Origin of the sequence: Streptomyces sp. B15 (assembly GCF_018070605.1) — a bacterium.
Classification (GTDB): domain Bacteria; phylum Actinomycetota; class Actinomycetes; order Streptomycetales; family Streptomycetaceae; genus Streptomyces; species Streptomyces smyrnaeus.
This window is the reverse complement of sequence record NZ_JAGPXJ010000022.1, coordinates 25,691-50,786: the sequence shown is the minus strand read 5'-3', so window position 1 is coordinate 50,786 and position 25,096 is coordinate 25,691. Positions and strand designations below refer to the sequence as shown.

Below are 25,096 nucleotides of genomic sequence, written 5' to 3'. Positions count from 1 at the left end.
CGCTCATGCTAGGTTCACCCGTCCGCCCGGTCGGCGGCCGGACCCTGTGCGAAGGCGAGCACGACCAGCGCGCAGGCGGCGAGCCCGGCGCCCACCAGCAGCACCGTGCGCAGCGGTGCGGCGTCCACCACCCGCCCGCCGGTGAAGGCGCCCAGCGCGATGGCGGCGTTGAAGACGGAGGCGAACAGGGCACCCGCCGGCTCGCGTTGCAGCGGCGCCGCGGCGAGGACCCACGCCTGGGCGCTGACCGAGAGTCCGCCGTAGGCCAGGCCCCACAGCAGGAGCACCGCGACGGCGAACCCGGTGGCCGAACCGGTCGCCGCCAGCAGCACCGTCGTCACCGCTATGCCCGCGCCCAGCGTCAGCAGCGTGGCCCGGGGCCGGTGTGCCGCGCGGGCGCCCGCGGCGAAGTTGCCGACGATGCCCGCCGCGCCGTAGCCCAGCAGCAGCGCTCCGATCAGCGCGGGAGCGATGCCGGAGATCTGCTCCAGCACCGGCCGAACGTAGGTGTAGGCGGCGAAGTGGCCGGTCACCAGCAGCGCGAGGAAGACGAAAGCGGTGCGCAGCCGGGCGTTGCGCAGGAGCCGCAGCAGGGTGCCCGGCCTCACCGGGCGTTCGGCGGGCAGCGCGGGCAGCAGCAGTGTGAGGGCCAGCGCGACGGCCACCGCGAGAGCTGCCGCGGCGCCGAAAGCCGCCCGCCAGCCGACGACTTCGCCCAGCATGGTGCCCGCGGGAACAGCCAGTACGCTCGCGATGCCGATACCGCCGAAGACGGCCGCCAGCGCGGTGCCCCGCGAGTGCTGCGGCACCAGCCGTACCGGGAGGCCGGCCGCCAGTGCCCACACGCCGCCCAGTGCGATGCCCACCAGGACGCGCGCGATCAGCAGCACGGTGAGGGAGGGCGCCACGGCGGACAGCGCGTTGGCGGCGGCCAGCAGCAGGGCCAGTCCGGCCAGTGAGGCGCGCCGGTCGAGTCTGCCGGCGGCCAGGGGGACGAGGGGCGCGGCGAGGGCGGCGACGACGCCGGTGAGGGTGACGGTCAGCCCCGCGGAGCCCTCGGAGACGTGCAGGCTGTCGCTGAGCGGGGTGAGCAGCCCGACGGGCAGCATCTCGGCCGCGGTGACCGCGAACGTGGCCGAGGTGAGCGAGGCGACGCCGAGCCAGACACGCAGCGGGGTGCGGTGCGGCCCCGTGGAGGGGGTGGAGGTGAGGGTTTCTGCCATGCCCTCAGCCTTCGCCGCGGCCCGGTCGGGAACAACGGCGGACTTCTCATCCTTCCATGAGCGGGACTCATCGGTGCGGCGGGCGGAGCCGACGCGCAGCCGCGCAGTGACAGTGGGAGGCTGAGTTGGACAGGGCGACGCGGATCCGTTCGCTGGAGATGAGGGAGCTGGAGTGCTTCCTCGTCCTCGCCGAGGAGCTGCATTTCGGCCGTACCGGCGAGCGGCTGTATGTGTCCCAGAGCAGGGTCAGCCAACTGCTGCGCTCTTTGGAGGGCCGGATCGGGGCGCGGCTGGTGGAACGCACCAGCCGCCGGGTGGAGCTGACCGCACTGGGCTCCCGCTTCCTCGCACAGCTGCGCCCTGCCTACGGGATGCTGGGGGACGCCGTGGACGAGGCGCGGGCGGCGGCGCGGTGCGTGGCCGGGCGGCTGCGGCTGGGGTTTCTGGGCAGCGCCAACCACCGGCTGACGGCGGCACTCGGCCTCTTCCACGCCCGGCATCCCCAGGTGGTCACGGACGTCGTGGAGATCACCATGGCGGATCCCTTCGGCCCGTTGCGGCGCGGCGAGGTGGACGTGGCCGTGGTTCTGCTGCCCGTCGCGGAGCCCGACCTGGTGGTGGGCCCCTGCTTCGGTGAACAGCCCTGGATGCTGGCCGTCTCGGCGCACCATCCGCTGGCCGCCCGCGGCACGTTGGACGCCGAGGACCTGGCCGACAGCCCCCTCGTCGCCGCCGCGCCGCCCGCCCCCGGCTACTGGCGCGACCACCAGGCGCCGCCGCGCACCCCGCAGGGCCGTGCCACACGGCGCGGACCGGCCGTCGCCACGCTGCAGGAGGGGCTGGCCAACGCCGCGGCCGGGCGCGGGAGCATGCTGCTGTGCCGCCCTACCGCCGAAGCACACGCCCGCGCGGACATCGCCTATGTGCCTCTGGAGGGACTGCCGTCGTCGGAGCTGGCGACGGTGACGGTCCGAGGTGCGGACACCGCGCTGCTGCGGGCCTTCGCCCGGGCGGTGACCGGGGCGGCGGCGCCCGGCGCGGAGCCGGCCGCGGTGCCCGTCCCCAACTTCACCTAATCGCAATCTCCTTGGAGCAGACCCGACGCCGCCCTCTCGACCTGCGGCCATGGAGGTTCGGTGGAGGCGCGGCGAACCGGCCGTTGGCCGGGAACAGTTGGATATTGCGGGGTCCGTGTGTCCTGCGTTGTGGATGCGAGTACCGTGCTGTCACCCGCCGTACGTGCCTCTCGTGCGGCGTGGTCCTACCGGAAGGAAAACGATGACAGCACTGCGCCTCAGATGGCAGCGGTCGGTCGCCATCGCGGCGACCGGTGCCGCGGCGTTCGTCGGCACCGCGATAGCGGCCGCCCCCGCCCAGGCACACACCCCCCAATGGTCGGTGACCTGTGACTCGGTCTCGATCGATCTCAAGCAGTACGCCGAGAAGGGCAACAAGGTCACCGTCAAGGCGGGTGGCAAGGTCCTGATCGACGACACCTTCGGCCGCAGCTTCCACAAGAAGGTGGACCTGCCCGAGCACAGCAAGCCGCTGGACGTGACGGCCCAGGTGGTCGCCTCGGACGGTGACCAGTTCTCCTGGGGCCCGGAGACGAAGCAGTCCCCGGTCTGCGAGACGGAGAAGCCCACCCCCGCCCCGGAGCCCAGCGAGTCGGAGTCCACCTCGCCCTCGCCCAGCGCCAGCCCCTCGCAGAGTGCGAGTGAGAAGCCGGAGCCGAGCGCGCCCGAGAGCAGCACCAGCGCCCCGGCCGAGAAGCCGCAGGGCGGCGGTGACGACCTGGCCGAGACGGGTTCCTCCAGCAACACCCCGATGATCGCCGGCATCGCGGCCGCCGTGGTCGTCGCAGGCGGGGCCCTGGTGGCCTTCGCGCGCAAGCGCCGTTCGTCGCAGAACTGACCGCGGCGCCGACCGCGACGGGGCTGTCCCCCGTGCAGCCCTGAACCGTTGGGTCGGGTGACTGACGACAGCCCGTACCACCGCCCGGCGGCCCGCCCCACCCGGCCGCCGGGCATCCCGCCCGCCGCCCGCCCCGCCCCGCCGCACCGGCACGCACATGCGACGGCGGAAGGGCGCGGCGGGCGCGGCAGCGCGACCGTCGCGTCGGGCTACTGCCCGCCTCGCCACAGATAGTGGTGCTCGGGGCGCCCCACCTGGCCGTAGCGCTGCCGCCGTTCCGCGCGGCCCGTGGTGACAAGGTGTTCGAGATAGCGGCGCGCGGTGATCCGGTTGACGCCCAGCGCCGACGCCGCCTCGCTCGCCGTCAGCCCGGCCCCGGCCGCTTCCCGCAGCCGTTCCGTCACCCGGCCGAGCGTCGGGGCGCTCAGCCCCTTTGGCAGGGTCGAGGCGGTCGGCGCGGCACGCAGCACCGACAGGGTCCGGTCCACCTCGTCCTGGCTCACCGCCTCGCCTCGCGCCTCCGCCGTGGCCCGGAAGTCCGCGTACCGCAGCAGCCGGTCGCTGAGGGTACGGAAGGTGAACGGCTTGAGCACATGCTGGACGACGCCGAGCGAGACCCCCTCGCGGATCAGCGTCAGATCGCGCGCCGAGGTCACCGCGAACACGTCCTCGGAGTGGCCTGCCGCTCGCAGCGAGCGCAGCAGGTCCAGGCCGTTGCCGTCGGGCAGGTACAGGTCGAGCAGGATCAGATCGACGCCGCCCGCCCTCCGGGCCGCGGCCTCCTCCAGGGCGCGGAGCGCCTCCGCGCGGGAGTGGGCCGTCGCCGCCACCTCGAAGCCCGGCACACGGCTGACGTAGAGGGCGTGCGCGTCGGCAGCCACGGGGTCGTCCTCGACGACGAGGACGCGGAGTGTCATCGCGGCGCCTCCTGGGAGAGTGCCTCATGGGGGAGTGCCTCCTGGGGGAGCGCCTCCTGGGGGAGCGGCAGCCGCACCTCGAACTCGGCGCCCGCGCCGGGGAGGTTGCGCGCCTCGGCCTCGCCGCCGTGGTGGCGGGCCGTCTGCCGGACGAGGGCCAGGCCGATGCCGCCGCCCGGACCCGGCTTCGTGGACCAGTTCCGCTCGAAGAGGTGGCCCTCGGCGTGCGGGGGGAGGCCGGGGCCGTTGTCGGCGACGCGGAGCAGCAGCGCGCCCGGGGCCGAGGTGCGCCGGACGGTGACGGTGACCTGGGGGGAGGGGCCTCCCGACACGGCCTCCAGCGCGTTGTCGATCAGATTGCCCAGCACCGTCACAAGATCGCGGCCCGGCAGCCCGGCGACGTCCTCGACGCCCGAGTCCGGGCTGAGGGTCAGTTCGACGCCGCGTTCCTTGGCCTGGGCGGCCTTGCCCAGCAGCAGTGCGGCGAGCACCGGCTCCCGGACGGCGTTGACCACCCGGTCGGTCAGTGCCTGTGCGAGCTCCAGTTCCTCGGTCGCGAAGCGCACGGCTTCCTCCACCCGGCCCAGCTCGATGAGGGAGACGACGGTGTGCAGCCGGTTGGCCGCTTCGTGGGCCTGGGAGCGCAGGGCCTCGGCGAAGCCGCGCACCGAGTCCAGTTCGCCCGCCAGGGCGCGCAGTTCGGTGTGGTCGCGCAGCGTCACCACCGCGCCGCGCCGCTCTCCGCCGTCCACCGGGGCGGTGTTGACGACGACGATCCGCTCACCGGTCAGATGGACCTCGTCGACCCGCTCCTCGTCGGCCAGCAGCGCCTCGGTCAGCTCGGTCGGCAGACCGAGGTCCGCGACGCGCCGGCCGACCAGCTCCTCCTGCTCGTCCCGGCCCAGCAGAAGGCGTGCCCCGTCGTTGACGAGCGCGACCCTGCCCTGTCCGTCGAGCAGCAGCAGTCCCTCCCGTACCGCGTGCAGCGTCGCTTGGTGGTAGTCGTACAGCCGGCTCAGCTCGGCCGCGTTCATGCCGTGCGTATGGCGGCGGAGCCGGGCGTTGATCACATAGGTGCCCACGGCGCCCAGCGCGAGGGCTCCGCCGGCGACGGCCAGTATCGCGGTGAGCTGCTCGCTGACCCGCCTGCTGATGGTGTCGACGGCGATTCCGGCGCTGACCAGGCCGATGATCCGGCCCCGGCGCCCGTCGTGCCCGGCCTCCCGGATCGGGCTCACCACCCGCACCGAGGGCCCCAGAGTGCCGGTGTAGGTCTCGTCGAAGGTGCGGCCGCGCAGCGCGGGTCCGATATGGCCGACGAACTTCTTGCCGATCCGGTGGGGGTCGGGGTGCGTCCACCGGCTGCCGCCGGTGTCCATGATCGTCACAAAGGTGACGCCGGTGTCGCGGCGTACCTCCTCCGCGTACGGCTGCAGCAGCGCGCTGGGGTCGGCGGAGCGGATGGCCTCCCGGACGGAGGGAGAATCAGCCACCGCCTCGGTCGTCGCCCGGGCCCGATGCGTCGCCGCCTCCCTGGCCTGTGACTTTCCGGAAACGTAAGCGAACACGGCGCAACCGGCCACCACCACCGCGACCAGCACCACCTGCATGGCGAAAAGCTGGCCCGCCAGGCTGCGCGGGCGGGACCGCACAGGCGGGCGGAGGCGGGGAACGCGCATTCTCTCAGTCTGCCGTGGCTTGTTTCGTGCACGTAATGCACGTAAGGGTGACGCACGTCGCACCGTGTTGCATAGTCGCCGGGACTCAACACGATCCGGATTCGCAATCGAGCGTCCACCAGGGCGTTCCCGCGAGGACATCGTGAAGTGACCCACGGACGAGGAGCCGCCGACGTGTCGAAGAAGACACCGCAGCAGGCCGCAGCGGGTGCCGCACCGGGAGGCCCGGCGATGAAGCAGCCGAAGCGGGACCGTACCCATTACCTCTACATCGCGGTGATCGCCGCGGTGGTGCTGGGCGTCATCCTGGGGCTGACGGCACCGGGCGTGGCCACCGAGCTCAAGCCGCTCGGCGAAGGGTTCGTCAACCTCATCAAGATGATGATCTCGCCGATCATCTTCTGCACGATCGTGCTCGGCATCGGCTCGGTGCGCAAGGCGGCCAAGGTGGGCGCCGTGGGCGGGCTGGCGCTCGGCTACTTCCTGACGATGTCGCTGGTCGCGCTGGGGATCGGGCTGTTCGTCGGCAACATCCTGGAGCCCGGCCATGGGCTGCATCTGACCGAGGCCGCGCGGGACGCGGGCTCCTCGCAGGCCGGGGAGAGCCAGGGGACGGTCGAGTTCCTGATCGGCATCATCCCCACCACCATGCTCTCCGCCTTCACCCAGGAGCAGGTCCTCCAGACCCTGCTGATCGCGCTGCTGGTCGGCTTCGCGCTGCAGGCCATGGGCGAGGCCGGGGCGCCGGTGCTGCGCGGTATCGGGCACATCCAGAAGCTGGTCTTCCGGGTGCTCGCGATGATCATGTGGGTGGCCCCGGTCGGCGCCTTCGGCGCGATGGCCGCCGTGGTCGGGGAGACGGGCGTGGACGCGCTGAAGTCCCTCGCCGTCATCATGATCGGCTTCTACACCACCTGCTTCCTGTTCGTCTTCGTGGTACTCGGGCTGATCCTGCGTGTCTTCACGGGCATCAACATCTTCTCGCTGCTGAAGTACCTGGGCCGGGAGTTCCTGCTGATCCTGTCCACCTCCTCGTCCGAGTCGGCGCTGCCGCGGCTGATCGCGAAGATGGAGCACCTGGGCATCAGCAGGCCCGTCGTGGGCATCACCGTTCCGACCGGTTACTCCTTCAACCTCGACGGCACGATGATCTACCTGACCATGGCCTCGATCTTCGTCGCCGAAGCCATGGGCAACCCGCTGGGCATCGGCGAGCAGATCTCGTTGCTGCTCTTCATGTTCGTCGCCTCCAAGGGCGCCGCCGGAGTCACCGGCGCGGGCCTCGCCACCCTCGCGGGCGGCCTCCAGTCCCACCGCCCCGAGCTGGTGGACGGCGTCGGCCTGATCGTGGGCATCGACCGCTTCATGAGCGAGGCCCGCGCCCTGACCAACTTCGCGGGCAACGCGGTGGCGACGGTACTGATCGGCACCTGGACCAAGGAGATCGACCGGGAGCGGGTACGGGAGGTGCTGGCCGGGCGGCTGCCGTTCGACGAGCAGACCCTGTCGACCGAGTACGGGCCGGCACCGGCACACGACCCCCTCGCTGAGGGCGCCGACGAGAAGGTTCCGTCCCAGGTCATGACCAAGGCCTGACCCTTCCGGGCGCGTGCGGCCGAGGCGGTGCGGTTTGCCGCACCGCCTCAGCCCCTGCGCTCGGCGTCGGCGCGTAGCCACACCGTGGCGAGCGGTGGCAGCGTCAGGGTGACCGAGGCGGGGCGCCCATCCGCGGGGCGGTGCTCCCCGCGTATGAGCCCCGTGTTGGCCACGCCGCTGCCTCCGTAACACGCGGCGTCCGTGTTGAGGATCTCGCGCCAGCAACCGCCCAGGTCCGGCATCCCCAGCCGGTAGCCCTCCCGGACGACGGGGGAGAAGTTGCTGACCGCCAGCAGGGGGCTCCCGTCGGCGGCGAACCGCAAGAAGGCGAGCACATTGTCCTCGGCGGCGTCCGCGAGGATCCATGCGAACCCCGCGGGTTCGGTGTCCCGCTCCCACAGCGCGGGTGCCGCCAGATACTCGGTGTTCAGCGCGCGTACCAGGTCGCGCACCCCGCGGTGGTCCGGCTCCGCGGCGTAGGAGGGATCCAGCAGCCACCAGTCGGGCGTGCTCCTCCGACCACTCGGCCCCCTGGGCGAACTCCTGTCCCATGAACAGCAACTGCTTGCCCGGGTGGGCCCACATGAAGGCCAGATAGGCGCGGTGGTTGGCGCGCTGCTGCCACCAGTCGCCCGGCATCTTGGCCACCAGCGACCGCTTGCCGTGCACCACCTCGTCGTGCGAGATCGGCAGGATGTAGTTCTCCGCCCAGGCGTACACCAACGAGAACGTCATCTCACCGTGGTGGTACCTGCGGTGCACCGGCTCATTGGACATGTACTCCAGCGAGTCGTGCATCCAGCCCATGTTCCACTTGAAGCCGAAGCCGAGCCCGCCGAAGCCGCCCTCGCCGACGTGGTGGGTCGCGCGGGTCACCCCCGGCCACGCGGTGGACTCCTCGGCGGCTGTGATCACCCCGGGGCAGCGCCGGTAGACCGTGGCGTTCATCTCCTGGAGGAAGGAGACCGCCTCCAGGTTCTCCCGCCCGCCGTACACGTTCGGCGTCCACTGCCCCTCGCCGCGCGAGTAGTCCAGGTAGAGCATCGAGGCGACCGCGTCCACCCGCAGTCCGTCGATGTGGAACTCCTCGCACCAGTACACGGCGTTCGCCACCAGGAAGTTGCGCACCTCGCGCCGCCCCAGGTCGAACTCCAGGGTGCCCCAGTCCGGGTGCTCGGCCCGCGCCGGGTCGGGATGCTCGTACAGCGGCGTCCCGTCGAACGCGGCCAGCGCCCACTCGTCCTTGGGGAAGTGCGCCGGTACCCAGTCCATCAGCACGCCGACGCCGGCCCGGTGCAGCGCGTCGATCAGGTATCGGAAGTCGTCCGGGGTGCCCAGCCGGGCCGTCGGCGCGTAGAAACCGGTCACCTGGTAGCCCCACGAGCCGCCGAACGGGTGCTCGGCCGGCGGCATCAGCTCCACATGGGTGAAGCCCAGGTCCCGCACGTACGCGGGCAACTGCTCGGCCAGCTCCCGATGGTCCAGCCCCGGCCGCCAGGAGGGCAGGTGCACCTCGTACACCGACAGCGGCTCCCGGTGCGGAGCGCTCTGCGCCCGGGCGGCCAGCCACTCCGCGTCCTGCCATGTGTAGGTGGACTCCTCCACCACCGACGCCGTGGCGGGCGGGCACTCGGTGCGCCGCGCCATCGGGTCGGCCCGCAGCGTGTGCGAGCCGTCGGGCCGTGCGAGGTCGAACTTGTAGAGCGCGCCCGTGCCGACGCCGGGCAGGAACAGCTCCCACACGCCGGAGGAGCCCAGCGACCGCATCGGTGCGGCGGTCGGGTCCCAGTGGTTGAAGTCCCCGGCGACCCGAACGCCCCGCGCGTTGGGCGCCCACACGGTGAACCGGGTGCCACGCACCCCCTCGACGGTCATGGGATGTGCCCCCAGCGCCCGCCACAGCTCCTCGTGCCGGCCCTCGCCGATCAGGTGCAGGTCCACTTCGCCGAGCGTGGGCAGGAACCGGTACGGGTCGGCGGTGGTGATCTCGTCCTCGCCGGGCCCGGCGCCGTACCGGATGACGAACTCGTACCCGGGCGCGGCCCCCGGCTCCCACGGCAGCTCCCCGCCGAACAGCCCGTCCCCCTCGTGCCTGAGTCCGGCCCGCAGCCCGTCGGTGACCAGGGTGACGGCCTTGGCGTACGGCCGCAGCGTGCGGACCGCGACCCCGTCTCGGGCCAGGTGCGCGCCGAGCAGCGCGTGCGGGTCGTGGTGGGTACCGGCCAGCAGCCGGGCGCGCTCCTGGCCGGGCAGCGGGCTGGGGGCCTCGACCTCGCGGGGCTGGGAGAGCGGCTTGTCGGAACGCACGTGCTTCCTCCTCCAGTGGGGCCGGGCGGGCGGCGAAGAAACGTTCATGCTGAGGGCGGGGAGCACGGCGACGAGTGCGGGGGAGCCGCCAGTCGCCGGATCGCGGACAGCGGGACCTCCAGCCACGAGGGCCGGTTGCGCGCCTCGTACAGCACCTCGTAGACGGCCTTGTCCGTCTCGTACGCGCGCAGCAGCACGGCGTCCTCCCGCGGATCACGGCCGCACGCCTCCGCGTAACCCGCGCAGTAGGCCGCCCGGTTGGCCGCCGCCCACTCGCGGGAGAACGCGGTCTGCGGCCCGGCCGCCGGGGCTTGGCAGGCCGCGTAGTCGAACGAGCGCAGCATCCCGGCGACGTCCCGCTCCACGGGCTGGGGCGCACGGCGCTCGACCAGCGGGCGGGCGGGTTCCCCCTCGAAGTCGATGAGCGTCCAGCCGTCCGGGACACGGTCGCCGTCCGGGCCCAGCGCCTGACCGAGATGCAGATCGCCGTGTACGCGCTGGGCGGGCAGTGCCCGCCGCCGACTGCCGAGTCCGGCCGGCGCGCGGAAGACGTCCAGCAGCGCGGTACGGTACGGGCGCAGTGCGGGCACCGCCGCACTCGCCGCCTCCAGCCGCCCGGCCATGCTGTGCGCCGTGCGCTCCACATCGGTGCGGGACAGTGTGCAGGTGGGCAGGGCCTCGGCCGGCCCCGTGTGGACGCGCGCCGTCGTGCGGCCCAGCGCCCGGGCCGCCGGTGTGAAGTCCGTGCCCTTCGCCAGGGCCCGCAGCGCCAACTGCCAGCCGTCCCGGGTGTCGGCGAGGTAGGGCTGGAGGATGCCCAACGTCTCGGAGCCGTCGCCGGGTTCGCCCCCGTCGCCACCGGTCGCGAACCACGCCAGCGGCGGCGGCACATGGGAGCAGCCGCGCCGGGAGAGGGCCAGGGTCAGCTCCAGTTCCGGGTTCACACCGGGCTCCACCCTGCGGAACACCTTCAGTATCGCCGCGTTGCCGTACACCACCGCGGAGTTGGACTGCTCGGCGTCCAGGAGGCGCGGGCTGCTCCGCGCCGGGAGCGTGGCGTCCCGCTCCCGGCGGAAGCGCAGCGGTCCCAGGATGCCCGGGGTGCGCAGCCGCTCCAGCAGCAGGCCGGTCAGCCGCGGGTCCCGTAACGCCTCGTAGACCGCCGCGCCGCGTAACGGCCCGCCGACGGGCGCCCGATGAGGGCGGGGGCCAGCTCGGGCGGCGGGGCCTCGCGGACGCCGAGCAGCAGTTGGTAGCAGCCGCCGCCCTCGTGGGGTCGGGCCCGGACGAGGAGGTGGAGGAGGCCCGGGGCGCCCCCGCCGCCGGTGCCGCACGGCAGCACTTCGGTGGCCGCCACGAGGGAGACGTCCGTGAGGGGGCGCCCCTTCCCGGCGAACCAGCGCTGGTGAGGGAGCCATTCCTTCAGTTGCGGGCCCAGCGATCGTATGAGGGACGACGTACCGTCCAACATGACGTCCTTCCCGTTTCGTCGGGGGCAGTGCCTCGAAGGGGCGCGGGGGCGGTGCGACCAGCCACGGCGCACCCGCGCTCTGCATACGACAGGCACGGGCACCCCTCGTCAGGAGCGGCGCAGGCGGAACCAGTAGAAGCCGTGCCCCGCGAGGGTGAGCAGATAGGGCAGCTCCCCGATGGCGGGGAAGCGGACGCCGCCGATCAGCTCGACCGGGATGCGGCCCTTCCACGCCCGCAGGTCCAGCTCGGTCGGCTGCGGGAACCGCGAGAAGTTGTGCACGCACATGACCAGGTCGTCACCGCCGTCGGGAAGCCTCAGCTCCCGCAGGAAGGCCAGGACGGCCGGGTTGGAGGAGGACAGCTCCTCGTAGGAGCCCAGTCCGAAGGCGGGGTTCTGCTTGCGGACCTCGATCACCCGCCGGGTCCAGTGCAGCAGTGAGCTGGGCGAGCTCATGGCGGCCTCGACGTTGGTGACCTGGTAGCCGTGCACCGGGTCCATGATGGTCGGCAGGAACAGCCGCCCCGGGTCGCAGGAGGAGAACCCGGCGTTGCGGTCGGGCGTCCACTGCATCGGGGTGCGTACGGCGTCGCGGTCGCCGAGCCAGATGTTGTCGCCCATGCCGATCTCGTCGCCGTAGTAGAGGATCGGCGAGCCGGGCAGGGACAGCAGCAGTGCGGTGAACAGTTCGATCTGCTTGCGGTCGTTGTCCAGCAGGGGCGCCAGCCGTCGCCGGATGCCGATGTTGGCGCGCATCCGCGGGTCCTTGGCGTACTCCGCGTACATGTAGTCGCGTTCCTCGTCGGTGACCATCTCCAGCGTCAGCTCGTCGTGGTTGCGCAGGAAGACGCCCCACTGGCAGCCGGAGGGGATGGGCGGGGTCTTGGCGAGGATCTCGGAGACGGGGTAGCGGGACTCGCGGCGCACCGCCATGAAGATGCGCGGCATCACGGGGAAGTGGAACGCCATGTGGCACTCGTCGCCGCCCTTGGCGTAGTCGCCGAAGTAGTCGACGACATCCTCCGGCCACTGGTTGGCCTCGGCCAGCAGCACCGTGTCCGGGTAGTTGGTGTCGACCATGCGGCGGACGCGCTTGAGGAAGGCGTGCGACTGCGGCAGGTTCTCGCAGTTGGTGCCCTCCTGGGCGTACAGATAGGGGACGGCGTCCAGCCGGAAGCCGTCGATGCCCAGGTCCAGCCAGAACCGCAGCGCCGAGATCATCTCGTCCTGGACCAGCCGGTTCTCATAGTTGAGGTCCGGCTGGTGGGAGAAGAAGCGGTGCCAGTAGTACTGCTTGCGCACCGGGTCGAACGTCCAGTTGGACACCTCGGTGTCGACGAAGATGATGCGCGCGTCCTGGTACTGCTTGTCGTCGTCGGCCCAGACGTAGTAGTCCCCGTACGGCCCTTGGGGGTCGCGCCTGGACTCCTGGAACCACGGGTGCTGGTCGCTGGTGTGGTTCATGACGAAGTCGATGATGACGCGCATGCCCCGCTGGTGGGCGGCGTCCACGAACTCCACGAAGTCGGCGATGTCACCGAACTCCGGCAGCACGGAGGTGTAGTCGGAGACGTCGTAGCCACCGTCCTTCAGCGGGGACTTGAAGAACGGGGGCAGCCACAGGCAGTCGACGCCCAGCCACTGGAGGTAGTCCAGCTTCGCCGTGAGCCCCTTCAGGTCGCCGATGCCGTCGCCGTCGCTGTCCTGGAAGGAGCGGACGAGCACTTCGTAGAAGACGGCGCGCTTGAACCAGTCAGGGTCGCGGTCCTTGACGGGTGTGTCCTCGAAGGTGTCGGGGACGGGCTCATTGACGATCATGAGTGGGTGACCCTCCGGTCGGTGAGGACGGTCGCAGGGTGAGGATGTGGGCCGCGGCGGGGGACTCACCTCCCGGCGTGAGCCGCACATAGTTGTTCCTGCCCCAGTGATAGGTCTCTCCGGTGAGCTCGTCGCGCACCGGGAAGGACTCGTCACCGCTCAACTGAGCGGCGCTCAGTCCGGATGCGAGTCGCGACATGTCCAACGACACCGTCGCCTCGTGGGTGTGGTGCGGGTCGAGGTTGATCACGACGAGCACGACGTCCGGTCGGGGCCGGGTGGTGTGCTTGGAGTAGACGAGGACATTGTCGTTGTCCGCGTGGTGGAAGTGCAGGTCACGAAGTTGCTGGAGCGCCGGATGGCGGCGGCGCAGCCGGTTGAGCGTGGTGATCAGTCCGGTGATCGAGCGGCCCTCGCGGTCGGCGGCCGCCCAGTCGCGAGGGCGCGGCTGGTACTTCTCCGAGGACAGGTACTCCTCGCTGCCGGGCCGCACCGGGGTGTTCTCGCACAGCTCGAAGCCCGCGTACATCCCCCAGGTCGGCGAGAGCGTCGCCGCCAGTACCGCGCGGGCCTCGAACGCGGGACGGCCGCCGTGCTGCAGATAGGCGTGCAGGATGTCGGGGGTGTTCACGAAGAAGTTGGGGCGCAGATACGCCGCCGCCTCACCGGTCAGCTCCGTCAGATACTCGGTCAGCTCCTGTTTGGTGTTGCGCCAGGTGAAGTAGGTGTACGACTGCTGGAAGCCGATCCGCGCCAGGGTGTGCAGCATCGCGGGGCGGGTGAACGCCTCGGCGAGGAAGAGCACATCGGGATCGGTGCGGTTGATGTCGGCGATGACCTGCTCCCAGAACGCCACCGGCTTGGTGTGCGGGTTGTCGACGCGGAAGATCCGCACCCCGTGGTCCATCCACAGCCGCAGCACCCGCAGCGTCTCGCGCAGGATGCCGTCGGCGGCCGTCGGATCGTCGTCGAAGCACAGCGGGTAGATGTCCTGGTACTTCTTCGGCGGGTTCTCCGCGTGGGCGATCGAGCCGTCCGGGCGCTTGCGGAACCACTCGGGGTGCTCCTTGACCCACGGGTGGTCCGGGGAGCACTGCAGGGCGAGGTCGAGCGCCACCTCCATCCCCGACTCCCGGGCGCGGGCGACGAAGTGGTCGAAGTCCGCCATGGTGCCCAGATCCGGTGGAGCGCGTCGTGGCCGCCGGCCGCCGAGCCGACCGCCCAGGGGGAGCCGACGTCGTGTTCCGAGGCGGAGAGGGTGTTGTCGGGGCCCTTGCGGTAGGTGTCGCCGATGGGGTGGACGGGCGGCAGATAGACCACGTCGAATTCCATCGCGGCCACCGCGTCCAGCCGTCGGGCAGCCGTGCGCAACGTTCCGCTGACCGGTGGCTCGCCCTCTTTGACGAGGGCACCCTCGGAGCGCGCGAACAGCTCGTACCAGGAGCCGAACAGCGCCCGGCGGCGCTCGACCTGGAGCGGGAGGGGCGGGAGGAGAGACCAGTTCGCGCAGCGGGTGGCGGGCGAGTACCGCTGTGACCTCGGGCGTGAACGCGGCGGCGAGGCGGGCCGCGACGGGTCCGGTGGTCTCGCGCAGCGCGTCGGCCGCGGCCAGGACGACGCAGCGGTCCGCGGGCTCGGGCACCCGCAGCGCGGCACGCTCGTGCAGCGCGGCGCCCTCCGCCAGGACGAGTGCGGTGTCGATGCCGGCCGGGACCTTGATCTGCGCGTGCTGCCGCCAGGTGGTGATCGGGTCGCTCCAGGCCTCCACCAGGTAGCTCCAACGGCCCTCCGCCTCGGGGACGACCTCGGCTCCCCAGCGGTCGGTGCCCGGCGCCAGCTCGCTCATCGGGGTCCACGGCCCCGCTCGCCCGGCCGGGTCGCGCAGCACCACATTGGCACCGACTGCCTCGTGGCCCTCGCGGAAGACGGTCGCCGTGATCGGGACCGGATGGCCCACCACGGCTTTCGCGGGACGGTTTCCGCACCCCACAAAGGGGCGGACATCGAGCACGGGAATGCGACCGATCATGAGCTCACCTATGGGCATAGCGGCATATGAGAGGTCTCCCGGCCTCAGGCCGGCGAGGGCGAAAGTCTCCGTACTGTGTCAGGCGATGTCACTGCGAAGAAGCGCTGGCCGGGCGCGGGCATGACGGCTCCTGCCCGCTTCACTCGGGTGGAGGCTGTGCCGGATACGGGCGTCGAGTGCGTAACGCTCGACATGTACCGCGTTCCCGGCAGTACGTGATACTTCCGTGACCGCAAAGGGCGCTCGCGAGATCAAGTCCGGGCATGTGTACGGGAGTTGAGCAGGCATATTGCTCCGGCAACACCTCCGCAACACCGGGCGCCACGGCGACATCCCGCGGCAACATCCGCCGCTTCGGACCGCGCACGCGAACGGGCCCCGCCCCCCGAGGGGGACGGGGCCCGTGGGCCGTTCGTCGGGCGGCTCGACTCCGGGCTTCGAGCCGCGTCCTGCCGGTCAGCCGGACCCGGACCGGATGAGCGAAGGGCCGATCGCCGTTGCGACCGCGCCCGGCCCTCCGCCGGAGGCGTCCGTCAGCTGCCGGTGACGTTCACCGCGGTCCAGGCGGCCTTGACCGCCTTGACCTCGGCGCTGTCCTTGCCGTACAGACCGGTGGCGGACTTGATGGTCGCCTCCCGGGCGCCGGCGTAGTCCGTCGTCGAGGTCATCTGCTCGGTCAGCGCCTTGAACCAGATCTGCTCGGCCTTCTCGATGCCGATGCCGTCCAGCTTCGAGCCGTCCTTGGTGGGCGAGTTGTACTTCACGCCGTTCACCTCGCGCTCCCCGCTGCCGACCGACAGCAGGAAGAAGAAGTGGTTGGCGATGCCCGAGGAGTAGTGGACGTCCACGTCGCCGGCCTCGGGGCTCCAGTAGTCCAGCGAGTTGCCGTCCTTGCTGGGCTCGTCCATGTAGCGCAGCGGGGTGCCGTCGCCGTTGATGTCGATCTTCTCGCCGACGAGGTAGTCCGGCACGTCCTTCGGGCTGTTGGCGTGGAACTCGACCGCGGCGGCGAAGATGTCGGAGGTGGCCTCGTTGAGGCCGCCCGACTCACCGGCGTAGACCAGGTCGGCAGTGGTCGAGGTGACGCCGTGCGACATCTCGTGCGCCGCGACGTCCAGCGAGGTGAGCGGCTTCTTGTTGCCCTCTCCGTCGCCGTAGGTCATGCAGAAGCAGGAGTCGTCCCAGAAGGCGTTGACGTAGTTGTTGCCGTAGTGGACCCGGCTGAGCGCGCCCTTGCCGTCGCCCGCGATGCCCTCGCGGCCGTGCACCTTCTTGAAGTAGTCCCAGGTCTGGCCCGCACCGTAGTGGGCGTCGACACCCGCGGTGGCCCGGTCGCCCGAAGTGCCGTCGCCCCAGACGTCGTCCTTGTCGGTGAAGACCTTGCCCTTGCCGCTCTGGCCGCCCTTGAGGTCGCTGGTGCTGTTGCCGCCGCGGCCCTCGTCGACCATCTTGAACTTGCCGGTCTTGCCCGAGGTGCCGATCTCGACCTTGCCGCTGTACTGGCTGTTGCCGGTGCCTTCCTTGATGCCCTGGAACTCGAAGAGCTTCTTGCCGGTCTTCGCATCCGTGATCACATGCAGCTCGTTGGGGGCACCGGACTTCTGGAAGCCGCCGACGACGGTCTCCCAGGCCAGTGCGGGCTTGCCCTCGGCGGCCCAGACGACCTTCCGCGGCGCCTCGCTGCCCTTGGCCTTGGCGGTGGTGGGCTTGTGCGCCGTGGAGGCGGAGGTCTTCACCGCGATCTTCGCGTTGGTGGCCTTGGTGCTGCCGGTGCGCTTGCCGTCGGCGTTCTTGTGGACGACGAGATCGCCGCCGAGCACGGGCAGCCCGTCGTAGGTGCGCTCGTAACGGGTGTGCGTGGACCCGTCCCTGTTCTTGATGACGCTTTTGACGTGGAGCTTCTCCTTGGCCCCGAGTCCCAGCGCGCGGGCGTCGGCACTCTTGGCCGCCTCGGTGTCCGCCGCCTTGACCAGCTTGGTGTGCTGGGCCGCGGTCAGCTGCGCGGGCAGCGCGCCGTTCGCGGAGTTCTGTCCGCTGGGTGCCGCGCCTGCGGTGCCCGCGGTGACACCCGCCGCTACCAGGGCCGCCGTTGCGGCGAGGGCGGATATCCGCTGCTTGGAGGTGAGAGGTCTCACGTCGGTGGCTCCTTCTGCCATGGGGACCGGGCGGCATGGGCGATCAACCGTCCGGGCAGAACTGAAGTGCGGTGCGCCACGCGGACGTACGACTGAAGATCGTGCTGCTGTGCGAATCCCGCGTCGCGTGTGGTGAGCCTGCCACTTTCGACGTGGACATGTCACTGGGCGTCACCTCTTCGATCAGAGGTTGGCCGGATTCTGTTCGTTGATACGAAACCCGTGCCCGCATAACGGACAACTGGGAGAACCGCCTCCGCGCCGCGCCGCCATGCCGGCCGGGGCGGGAGGGCGGCGCCCAGGAGCGCATGACGGCCGGTCAGCGGCCTGAAGGGTGACGGCAGGTCAGGAGCCCGGGGGACCGACGGCCGGTCACAGGCCGGTGTGCCGGTGTGCCGGTGTGCCGGTGTGCCGGTGGCGGTGTGCCGGTACGGCGGCTTCAGGCGCTGATGTCGCGCGCGTGGTCACCGCGGTCCGTCGACGGCTCGGCGCTCCGGGCGGCACCGGCCCGGGTCGTCACCGCCCGCAGATTGCGGATCGCCGGCACCGACAGCAGCGAGGCACTGATACCGACCATGATGACGCCGCCCGCGAGCAGCACCGTACGGCCGCCGAGCAGTTGGGCGGCCGGGCCCGCCAGCGCCTGGCCCACCGGCATCATCGCCAGCGAGCCCGCCACCTCGTAGGCGTGGATGCGGTTCAGGATCTGACCGGGCACCTGGGTCTGCACACTGGTCGCCCACATCACACTCCAGATGCCACCGCCCACCCCCCACATGGCGGCCGCCGCCATCATGGCCGCGGGCGGCAGCCCCAGCCCGACAGCGGCGGGGTAGCAGCAGCAGCCGAGCAGTGCGATGGAACCGGCGCGCAGCTGCAGCACAGGTCTGAAGCGCAGCGCCAGCAGCCCGCCCAGCGCGGTACCGCCGCCCAGCGCCGAGTTGACCAGGCCGTACACGCCCGGCCCGTCGGCCGGGATGATCTCGGACGCGGTCAGCGGCACCAGCGGACCGGAGACGGTCACCATGTAGACCATCCAGATGAGGATGACGCTCCACATCCAGGTGCGCGCCCGGAACTCCCGCCACCCCTCGACCAGGTCGGCGCGGTAGCCGGCGCGTTCGGCCGGGCGCCACCCGGCCGCCGGGGGCAGCCGCAGCAGTGCCAGACACAGCGCGCTCAGCAGATACGTACCGGCGTGCGCGGCGAAGACCCCGCCCGGCGAGAAGGCACCCACCAGCGCACCGGCCAGCGCCGGGCCCAGCAGCATCGCCAGTGACTCGGCGGTACGGATCAGCCCGTTGGCGCCCTGCACATCGGCCGCCACCCGGGGGACGGTGCTGGCGACACCCGGCTGGAACAGGCCCGCACAGATACCGTTCACGGCACCGATCGCACACACCTGCCACAGCACCACATGTCCGCTCAGGAACAGCGCGGCCATCCCCGCCTGCGTGACCACCCGCACCAGATCGGAACCGATCATCAGCGTCCGGGTGTCGAACCGGTCGCAGAAGACGCCGCCGAAGATGACGAAGCCCGCCAGACACACCGTCAGCGAGGCGAGGGCCGCCCCGATCGCACCGGGCCCGTGACCGTGCTGGATCAACCCGGCCGACAGCGCGAGAGGCAGCATGGCGTCACCGAGCTTGGCGACGGCCCGGCCGGTGAAGAAGAGGACGAAGTTACGGGAACGGAGTGAGGCCGCTGGGGCGCCGGGAGGGGTCACGTCCAACCAGTGTGGGACCGCGGAGGTGCGGCGGCGAACTCTTTTCCGCCGATACGGTGCCGTCCCGGTTGCCCTCCCCCTCGCCTGGTTGCGTTCGTGCTCGTAGGTGACCAGATCGCGCAGGGTGCAGCCAGCGTGCGCCATGACGAGGCCGACCACCGCCTACGGCCGCCGCCCGCCCCGGGCGTGCAGGTCGCTGGAGCCCGACAGCCGTTCTGTCGGTGGGGGCGCCGGCTCGGCGTACGACACGTGGCGGCCTCCCGCGGCTCTGCGGCGTCGGAGCGAGCGGCGCGGTGTCCGGTGCGGGGCGGCACCGCCTGTCCTGCTCCTCCCGTTCCTTCCCGGAGGGGAAACCTCGCTCACACGTGTGATCGCGGTGTCCCTGCCGCACGCGCTTCGTTGGTCCGTTCGTCCGGGTGAGATCGGGCAGCGGCACGCGCCGGGCAGCACGTACACACAGGAGCGGGGTCGATATGGGACGGGGCGCACGGGGCACGACGGCACGAGAAGTCGGGGCAGACCCTCACCGCACGCGGGGCGTGCGGCGGAGGCTGCGCGCCGTGGTGGTCGCGGTGGGGCTCGCTGTGCTGTGTGCCGCGCCTGCCGGGTGCGGTGTCATGGACGACTCGAAACCACCGGGCGACGCCATCCGCGTGACGCCGCAGGACGGGGCACGCAACGTACCCACCGACGCCCGGGTCGAGGTCTCGGTGCCCGAGGGGAAGCTGCGCAGCGTCCGTATGCAGCGCAAGGGGAAGGACGCGGGGCGCGCCATCGCCGGCAGGTTCTCCCCCGACCGGCGCAGCTGGCGCCCGCTGCCGGCCTCCCGCGCCAACGCCTCCGGACGCGGCGAGCTCGGACACGGCAACAAGACGGTGCTGGAGCTGGCGAGCACCTACGTGGTGGACGTGGTGGCCGTCGACGGTGAGGGGGACCGGGTGATCCGGCACGCCACCTTCTCCACCCGGGTCCCCCCGCACCGTTTCGTGGGCTACTTCCGGCCGGAGGACGGGCAGACGGTGGGCACCGCGACGATCGTCACCCTCGAGTTCAGCCGGCCCATCACAGATCGGGCGGCCGTGGAACGCGCCATCAGCGTCACCTCCCGGCCCCGGGTCCCGGTGGCCGCACACTGGTTCGGCCGCAACAGGCTCGACTTCCGGCCGCGTACGTTCTGGCAGCCGGGCACCGAGGTCACCCTCGACCTGCGGCTGCGGGATGTGCGCGGGGCTCCCGGCGTCTACGGCACCCAGCACAAGAAGGTGCGGTACACCATCGGCCGCGACCAGCGCAGCGTCGTGGACGTGCGCCGCCGCACCCTGACCGTCCAGCGCGGCGGGCGCACCGTCGACAAGTTCCAGATCACGGCCGGCACGAAGAAGAACCCCACCTACAACGGGCTCATGGTCATCAGCGAGAAGTTCGAGGAGACCCGGATGAACGGGGACACCGTGGGGTTCGGGGGCGAGTACGACATCAAGGACGTCCCCCACGCGATGCGGCTGACCCGCAGCGGCACCTTCCTGCACGGCAACTACTGGGCTCCTCGGCGCACGTTCGGGGAGAAGAACACCAGCCATGGCTGTATCGGGCTGGAGGACGAGCGCGGCGGTGACGAGAAGTCACCCGCCGGCCGGTTCTTCCGCCGGTCGCTGGTCGGCGACCTGGTGACCGTGCGCGGCTCGCACGACCGGGCCGTGGCGCCGGACAACGGGCTCGGCGGCTGGAACATGCCCTGGGACGCATGGGTGGCGGGCTCGGCGCTGAACTGATCCGCCGCCGCGGCGGGAGGCGACCCGACCCGCCGTCCCGGCCCGGGCGGCACCGACGGCCGCCGCCGCCCGCTGTGCCGACCGACATACCCGACCTCCGAGTCCAAAGCGCCTTCCTCCCCCCGGCCTCCGCAAAACCGCGACCGAACGGTGACCCTCAGGCGCCGCTCGGTGTCACTGTGGTGTGGTTATCTAACAAGGCGGACGCGCGCCGCCGTTCATGTGCCGTTCACGGCCGGGCGGCGCGGCACCGTGTTTTCGGGGGCGCACACGGGTGCGCGAAAGCCGTGTGAGGACGAGGGGTGGGCCGTCTTGGATCTGAAGACCGTGGCCAGGGACAAGCTCAAGTGGGAGACGATCCGGGGGGACAGCCGTGCCCAGCTCATAGGCGGTTCGGCCGTCGGGCTGGTGGTGCTGCTGGTCGTACTGCTGCTCACGCTGACCACATGCGGCGGTGGCGGCGGCTCCGGGGCCCGTGCGGACACCAAGGATGCCGACAAGCCGGCGAAGGGCCCGTCCGCGGCGGTGGTGACCGTCGCGCCCAAGGACGGTGCCGAGGACGTCAAGACCTCCGGGGTGCTCAAGGTCTCGGCCGCCAAGGGCAAGCTGACCAAGGTGACGGTTCAGGACAGCAAGGGCAAGAAGGTCAAGGGCAAGCTCGCCGACGGCGGCACCGTGTGGCGGCCGGCCACCCACCTGGCGGCGGGGACGAAGTACACGGTGGACGCCGTGGCCAAGGACTCCGAGGGCCGCGCCTCGGCCAAGCACGCCGCATTCACCACCTTCGTCCCGCAGAACACCTTCGTCGGGTACTTCACGCCGGAGAACGGTGACAAGGTCGGCGCCGGCATGCCGTTCTCGATCAACTTCAACCGGCCGGTCGCCAACCGCGCGGCCGTCGAGAAGGCGATATCCGTCTCCGCCGACCCACAGGTAAAGGTGGCGGGCCACTGGTTCGGCAACCAGCGGCTGGACTTCCGCCCCGAGGAGTACTGGAAATCCGGCACCAAGGTCACCGTCGACCTCAACCTGAGCGGTGTCGAGGGCTCCGAGGGTGTCTACGGAACGCAGCGCAAGACGGTGAAGTTCACCGTCGGCAGGCAGCAGGTCAGCGTGGTGGACGCGAAGAAGAAGACGATGACCGTCACCCGGGACGGCAAGAAGCTCAAGACCATCCCGATCACCTCCGGCCGCCCGGCCAATCCGACCTACAACGGCAAGATGGTCGTCAGCGAGAAGCACGAGGTCACCCGGATGAACGGGGAGACCGTGGGCTTCGGCGGCGAGTACGACATCAAGGACGTGCCGCACGCGATGCGCCTGAGCACCTCGGGCACCTTCATCCACGGCAACTACTGGATGGCCAAGTACCAGTTCGGCAAGGTCAACGGCAGCCACGGGTGCATAGGCCTGTTCGACATGCGCGGCGGCGGCGCCAACGGCTCACCCGGCGCCTGGTTCTTCCAGAACTCGCTGGTCGGTGACGTGGTGGAGGTCAAGAACTCCGCGGACGAGACGATCAAACCGGACAACGGCCTCAACGGCTGGAACATGTCCTGGAAGAAGTGGACGGCGCCGCAGTAGGCCCCGAGGGCTCCCTGCCGCGTGGGCCCCGGTGCTGTGAGGAACGGCACCGGGGCCGCGTCGTGTAACGGCCGTTAACCTCCCTGTATGACGGTTAACGAACCCAGCGGCGCCACCGCGCGCCTAGAGGTCGCCGACGGCGTCGGCACCATCCGGCTCGACCGGCCGAAGATGAACGCCCTCGACATCGCCACCCAGGGCCTGCTGCGCGAGCTCGCCGAGGAGGCGGCACACCGCGAGGACGTGCGGGCCGTGGTGCTCTACGGCGGTGCGAAGGTGTTCGCGGCCGGCGCGGACATCAAGGAGATGCGCGAGATGGACCACGCCGCGATGGTCCTGCGCTCGCGGGGGCTTCAGGAGGCGTTCACCGCTGTCGCCCGTATCCCCAAGCCTGTCGTGGCGGCCGTCACCGGCTACGCGCTCGGCGGCGGCTGCGAACTGGCGCTGTGCGCCGACGTCCGGTTCGCGGGCGAGAGCGCCAAGCTGGGCCAGCCGGAGATCCTGCTGGGACTGATCCCCGGCGCCGGCGGCACCCAGCGGCTGTCCCGGCTGGTGGGCCCGGCCAAGGCGAAGGACCTCATCTTCACCGGGCGCACGGTCGCGGCCGACGAGGCCGCCCGGATCGGTCTGGTCGACCATGTGGTGCCGGACTCCGAGGTCTACGAGCAGGCACACGCCTGGGCGGCCCGGCTGGCGCGGGGCCCGGCGCTCGCGCTGCGCGCGGCCAAGGAGACGGTCGACTTCGGTCTCGAGGCGGACATCGAGACCGGGCTGGCGCTCGAACGCAACTGGTTCGCCGGGCTGTTCGCGACGGAGGACCGGGAGATCGGTATGCGCAGCTTCGTCGATGAGGGCCCGGGCAAGGCGAAGTTCCGCTAGGCGGCGCGCCGCGGGATCGGGCCAGGGGCGCCCCTGTCGGAGGTGTGCGGGCTGCGGGCGGGCTGCGGTTGCCCGCGCGGTCCCCCGGGTCCCTGATGGGGCGCTGTCCCTCAGCTGCGGGGTGGGGTGGTGGGGGGTGGCGTACGCGCGGGAGCGTCGGGCGCCCCACCGTGGGGGGGAATTTCCCGTCGGTGATATGCCCTCTTTCGCCGCTCACTTGTGGCGCAATGTGATCACTCGCGCACCCGATGTCATACCAGGTCACGCCGTGCCCGAGCGGTCGTGTGGTGGCCCGGGGTGGCGCACCAGTCGCCCTGGACGGGGCGGTTCCGGCTTTCTGGAAACCCGCGAACCGCCCCCAGGGGCTCTCACCTGCCGCCATGATGGTGGGCATGGCGGGTCAGGGAGATGTGGCGAGCGTGACCGAACGGGTTCCGGAAGACCCCGAAGAGGCGTGGGGCGTCGAGTCGGTGAGCACCGTTCTCGACCAGGAGGGCGATCCGACCGTGCGGGAGGTGCCGCTCCCGAACCTCCCGGAATCCGCCCGCCGGGCGCGGCGGCTCGCCCAGGCCGTCCTCCAGCAGCACTGGGACCTCCCGACGCAGCGCACCGAGTACACCGTGCTGCTCGTCTCCGAATTGGTCGGCAACGCCGTGCGGCACACCGGCGCGCACACCATCGGCATCCGGATGCTGCGGCGTTCCAGCTGGATCCGGGTGGAGGTCCGCGACCCCTCGCGCGGGCTGCCGTGCCTGCTGCCGGTCGGCGAACTGGACACCAGCGGCCGGGGGCTCTTCCTCGTGGACATGCTGTCCGAACGGTGGGGCGTGGACCTGCTGCCCCGCGGCAAGACGACGTGGTTCGAGATGCGGGCCACGGACTGAGTCGCCGTCAGGCCCCGGACGGGCGGCCGTCACGCCACTCCCGCCCAGCGCATCCCCGCGGTGACCGCGGCGGCGCCCAGGACGGTGACCAGGAACGGCGCCCGCCGCCAGGCCAGCGCCGCGCCCACCAGGACCCCCGCGGGGCGTGCCCAGCCCGCGAACTGCTGGCCCTCCATGAGTGCCGAGGTGGCCACCAGCGCGCAGAGCAGCACGGTCGCGGCGTCCGCGAGCAGCAGTTCCGTGCGCGCCGGTAGCTCCGTACGGGCCCGCAGGAGGGGGCCGCACAGTCGCAGCCCGTAGGTGCCCGCCGCCAGCAGGACCACGGCCAACAGCGTCATGCCCGGCCTCCCTCGGTACCGGCCGCTCCTTCGGTACCTGCGGCTCCTTCGGGGCGGGAGCCTCGCCCGGGGCGGGGCGGTGTCCTTCCGGGCCGGCGCGCGAGCAGTCCCAGCAGTGCCGCCAGCACCGGGGTTCCCGGGGGCAGGAACGGGGTCGCCGCGAGCGCCGTCAGCGCCCCGGCGAGGGCGGCGCGGCGGGTGGCGGAGCGCCGCCGTGCGCCGTGGGCCGTGTCGTCGTCACTCCGGCGGCCGTGTGCCGACAGCGCGGGCAGGACCAGGGCGAGCAGCACCATCGGCTCGGCCGCGTCCAGTCCCAGTGCCTGCGGGTCGCTCATGGTGCCGCCCGCCAGTACGCCGACCAGTGTGCCGAGGTTCCAGGCCAGGTACAGCGCGCCGCCGCAGGCGAGGAAGACCGCCCGGCGGCGCGCCGGTTCGCCTTCCGCCAGGGCGAGCGCGGCCGACTGGTCGACCAGGAGCTGGCTGCTCCACAGCCGGGCGCCCAGGCGCCGCCCGTGCACTCCGGGCAGTGCGAAGCCGAAGAGCGCGAGCCGGGCGTTGAGCACCAGCCCGGCGGTCACGGCGGCGGCTGTCCCGGCGCCGTCGAGCGCCAGGTCGAGGGAGGCGAACTGGGCCCCGGCGGCGAAGACGGTCAGTGACATCGCGAGCGGTACCCACGGTGGTTCGCCCTCGGCGACCGCGACGGCTCCGAAGGAGACCCCGACGATGCCGATGGCGACCGCGAGCACGGTGATCTCCCGCAGCGGCAGGGAGCCAGGTCCGGGTATGGATGTTCGGTGTGGCGAACGCATGGGCGCTATGCT

The 25,096-nt window shown here is 71.5% G+C and carries 15 protein-coding genes and 3 pseudogenes; 7 read left to right on the top strand and 11 right to left on the bottom strand.

Going from position 1 to position 25,096, the window contains the following annotated elements; all coding sequences use genetic code 11:
- Window positions 1-14: 14 nt before the first annotated feature.
- Entirely contained in the window at window positions 15-1,223 is a 1,209-nt protein-coding gene (locus KBY19_RS13080) for an MFS transporter (protein WP_210965802.1), read from the bottom strand.
- A 158-nt stretch (window positions 1,224-1,381) separates the two neighbouring features.
- Here KBY19_RS13080 and KBY19_RS13075 point away from each other — a divergent pair, with 158 nt between their 5' ends.
- Window positions 1,382-2,299 (top strand): LysR family transcriptional regulator, encoded by a 918-nt coding sequence (locus tag KBY19_RS13075; RefSeq protein ID WP_210965814.1) that lies wholly within the window; start codon window positions 1,382-1,384, stop codon window positions 2,297-2,299.
- 202 nt (window positions 2,300-2,501) lie between these two features.
- Window positions 2,502-3,137 (top strand): LAETG motif-containing sortase-dependent surface protein, encoded by a 636-nt coding sequence (locus KBY19_RS13070; RefSeq protein WP_099884358.1) that lies wholly within the window; start codon window positions 2,502-2,504, stop codon window positions 3,135-3,137.
- 209 nt (window positions 3,138-3,346) lie between these two features.
- On the opposite strand, the gene KBY19_RS13065 is transcribed toward KBY19_RS13070, so the two are convergent.
- Together KBY19_RS13065 and KBY19_RS13060 are read right to left on the bottom strand one after the other, a co-directional pair.
- Entirely contained in the window at window positions 3,347-4,054 is a 708-nt protein-coding gene (locus KBY19_RS13065; RefSeq protein ID WP_099884359.1) for a response regulator, read from the bottom strand.
- Complete coding sequence (locus KBY19_RS13060) at window positions 4,051-5,733, bottom strand: sensor histidine kinase (protein ID WP_185018174.1); 1,683 nt, start codon at window positions 5,731-5,733, stop codon at window positions 4,051-4,053. Before KBY19_RS13060 ends, KBY19_RS13065 begins: the two co-directional genes overlap by 4 nt.
- Before the next feature lie 231 nt (window positions 5,734-5,964).
- Here KBY19_RS13060 and KBY19_RS13055 point away from each other — a divergent pair, with 231 nt between their 5' ends.
- A complete protein-coding gene (locus KBY19_RS13055) occupies window positions 5,965-7,329 on the top strand; it encodes a cation:dicarboxylase symporter family transporter (protein ID WP_099886792.1) in 1,365 nt (454 codons plus the stop codon).
- Window positions 7,330-7,376: 47 nt separating this feature from the next.
- On the opposite strand, the pseudogene glgB reads toward KBY19_RS13055, so the two are convergent.
- The 6 genes and pseudogenes from glgB to KBY19_RS13025 all read right to left on the bottom strand — a co-directional run bounded on the left by glgB (window position 7,377) and on the right by KBY19_RS13025 (window position 18,818).
- Window positions 7,377-9,684, bottom strand: a pseudogene (gene glgB / locus KBY19_RS13050) (1,4-alpha-glucan branching enzyme).
- Window positions 9,681-11,107: pseudogene (locus KBY19_RS13045) on the bottom strand (phosphotransferase). The pseudogenes glgB and KBY19_RS13045 overlap by 4 nt, the downstream one beginning before the upstream one ends.
- Window positions 11,108-11,215: 108 nt before the next feature.
- The gene (gene treS / locus KBY19_RS13040) at window positions 11,216-12,925 is read right to left on the bottom strand and encodes a maltose alpha-D-glucosyltransferase (RefSeq protein ID WP_185018176.1); all 1,710 of its coding nucleotides are present in this window, start codon (window positions 12,923-12,925) and stop codon (window positions 11,216-11,218) included.
- Window positions 12,912-14,954: pseudogene (locus KBY19_RS13035) on the bottom strand (maltotransferase domain-containing protein). The gene treS and the pseudogene KBY19_RS13035 overlap by 14 nt, the downstream one beginning before the upstream one ends.
- A gap of 533 nt (window positions 14,955-15,487) precedes the next feature.
- Entirely contained in the window at window positions 15,488-17,089 is a 1,602-nt protein-coding gene (locus tag KBY19_RS13030) for a M4 family metallopeptidase (RefSeq protein WP_307843501.1), read from the bottom strand.
- Between the two features lie 439 nt (window positions 17,090-17,528).
- Complete coding sequence (locus KBY19_RS13025; RefSeq protein WP_099886794.1) at window positions 17,529-18,818, bottom strand: MFS transporter; 1,290 nt, start codon at window positions 18,816-18,818, stop codon at window positions 17,529-17,531.
- 473 nt (window positions 18,819-19,291) lie between these two features.
- Here KBY19_RS13025 and KBY19_RS13020 point away from each other — a divergent pair, with 473 nt between their 5' ends.
- From KBY19_RS13020 to KBY19_RS13005, 4 genes are all read left to right on the top strand, one after another.
- Window positions 19,292-20,590, top strand: a complete 1,299-nt coding sequence (locus KBY19_RS13020) for an Ig-like domain-containing protein (RefSeq protein WP_099884370.1) — start codon at window positions 19,292-19,294, stop codon at window positions 20,588-20,590.
- Between the two features lie 312 nt (window positions 20,591-20,902).
- Window positions 20,903-22,174, top strand: a complete 1,272-nt coding sequence (locus tag KBY19_RS13015) for an Ig-like domain-containing protein (RefSeq protein ID WP_247690923.1) — start codon at window positions 20,903-20,905, stop codon at window positions 22,172-22,174.
- An 87-nt stretch (window positions 22,175-22,261) separates the two neighbouring features.
- Window positions 22,262-23,053: an enoyl-CoA hydratase/isomerase family protein gene (locus KBY19_RS13010; RefSeq protein WP_210965800.1), complete on the top strand. Its 792-nt coding sequence runs from the start codon at window positions 22,262-22,264 to the stop codon at window positions 23,051-23,053.
- A 383-nt stretch (window positions 23,054-23,436) separates the two neighbouring features.
- Window positions 23,437-23,937: an ATP-binding protein gene (locus KBY19_RS13005; protein WP_247690930.1), complete on the top strand. Its 501-nt coding sequence runs from the start codon at window positions 23,437-23,439 to the stop codon at window positions 23,935-23,937.
- 29 nt (window positions 23,938-23,966) lie between these two features.
- On the opposite strand, the gene KBY19_RS13000 is transcribed toward KBY19_RS13005, so the two are convergent.
- Both KBY19_RS13000 and KBY19_RS12995 read right to left on the bottom strand, forming a co-directional pair.
- On the bottom strand, window positions 23,967-24,275 hold the full coding sequence (locus KBY19_RS13000) for an AzlD domain-containing protein (RefSeq protein ID WP_210965799.1): 309 nt from the start codon (window positions 24,273-24,275) through the stop codon (window positions 23,967-23,969).
- A complete protein-coding gene (locus tag KBY19_RS12995) occupies window positions 24,272-25,084 on the bottom strand; it encodes an AzlC family ABC transporter permease (RefSeq protein WP_210956210.1) in 813 nt (270 codons plus the stop codon). Before KBY19_RS12995 ends, KBY19_RS13000 begins: the two co-directional genes overlap by 4 nt.
- Between the last annotated feature and the right edge of the window lie 12 nt (window positions 25,085-25,096).

What these genes read in the sequence shown, in the direction of transcription:
- KBY19_RS13080 (WP_210965802.1), bottom strand. Translation starts at nt 1,223, where the DNA reads ATGGCAGAAACCCTCACCTCCACCCCCTCCACGGGGCCGCACCGCACC.
- KBY19_RS13075 (WP_210965814.1), top strand. Translation starts at nt 1,382, where the DNA reads ATGAGGGAGCTGGAGTGCTTCCTCGTCCTCGCCGAGGAGCTGCATTTC.
- KBY19_RS13070 (WP_099884358.1), top strand. Translation starts at nt 2,502, where the DNA reads ATGACAGCACTGCGCCTCAGATGGCAGCGGTCGGTCGCCATCGCGGCG.
- KBY19_RS13065 (WP_099884359.1), bottom strand. Translation starts at nt 4,054, where the DNA reads ATGACACTCCGCGTCCTCGTCGTCGAGGACGACCCCGTGGCTGCCGAC.
- KBY19_RS13060 (WP_185018174.1), bottom strand. Translation starts at nt 5,733, where the DNA reads ATGCGCGTTCCCCGCCTCCGCCCGCCTGTGCGGTCCCGCCCGCGCAGC.
- KBY19_RS13055 (WP_099886792.1), top strand. Translation starts at nt 5,965, where the DNA reads ATGAAGCAGCCGAAGCGGGACCGTACCCATTACCTCTACATCGCGGTG.
- treS (WP_185018176.1), bottom strand. Translation starts at nt 12,925, where the DNA reads ATGATCGTCAATGAGCCCGTCCCCGACACCTTCGAGGACACACCCGTC.
- KBY19_RS13020 (WP_099884370.1), top strand. Translation starts at nt 19,292, where the DNA reads ATGGGACGGGGCGCACGGGGCACGACGGCACGAGAAGTCGGGGCAGAC.
- KBY19_RS13010 (WP_210965800.1), top strand. Translation starts at nt 22,262, where the DNA reads ATGACGGTTAACGAACCCAGCGGCGCCACCGCGCGCCTAGAGGTCGCC.
- KBY19_RS13005 (WP_247690930.1), top strand. Translation starts at nt 23,437, where the DNA reads ATGGTGGGCATGGCGGGTCAGGGAGATGTGGCGAGCGTGACCGAACGG.
- KBY19_RS13000 (WP_210965799.1), bottom strand. Translation starts at nt 24,275, where the DNA reads ATGACGCTGTTGGCCGTGGTCCTGCTGGCGGCGGGCACCTACGGGCTG.
- KBY19_RS12995 (WP_210956210.1), bottom strand. Translation starts at nt 25,084, where the DNA reads ATGCGTTCGCCACACCGAACATCCATACCCGGACCTGGCTCCCTGCCG.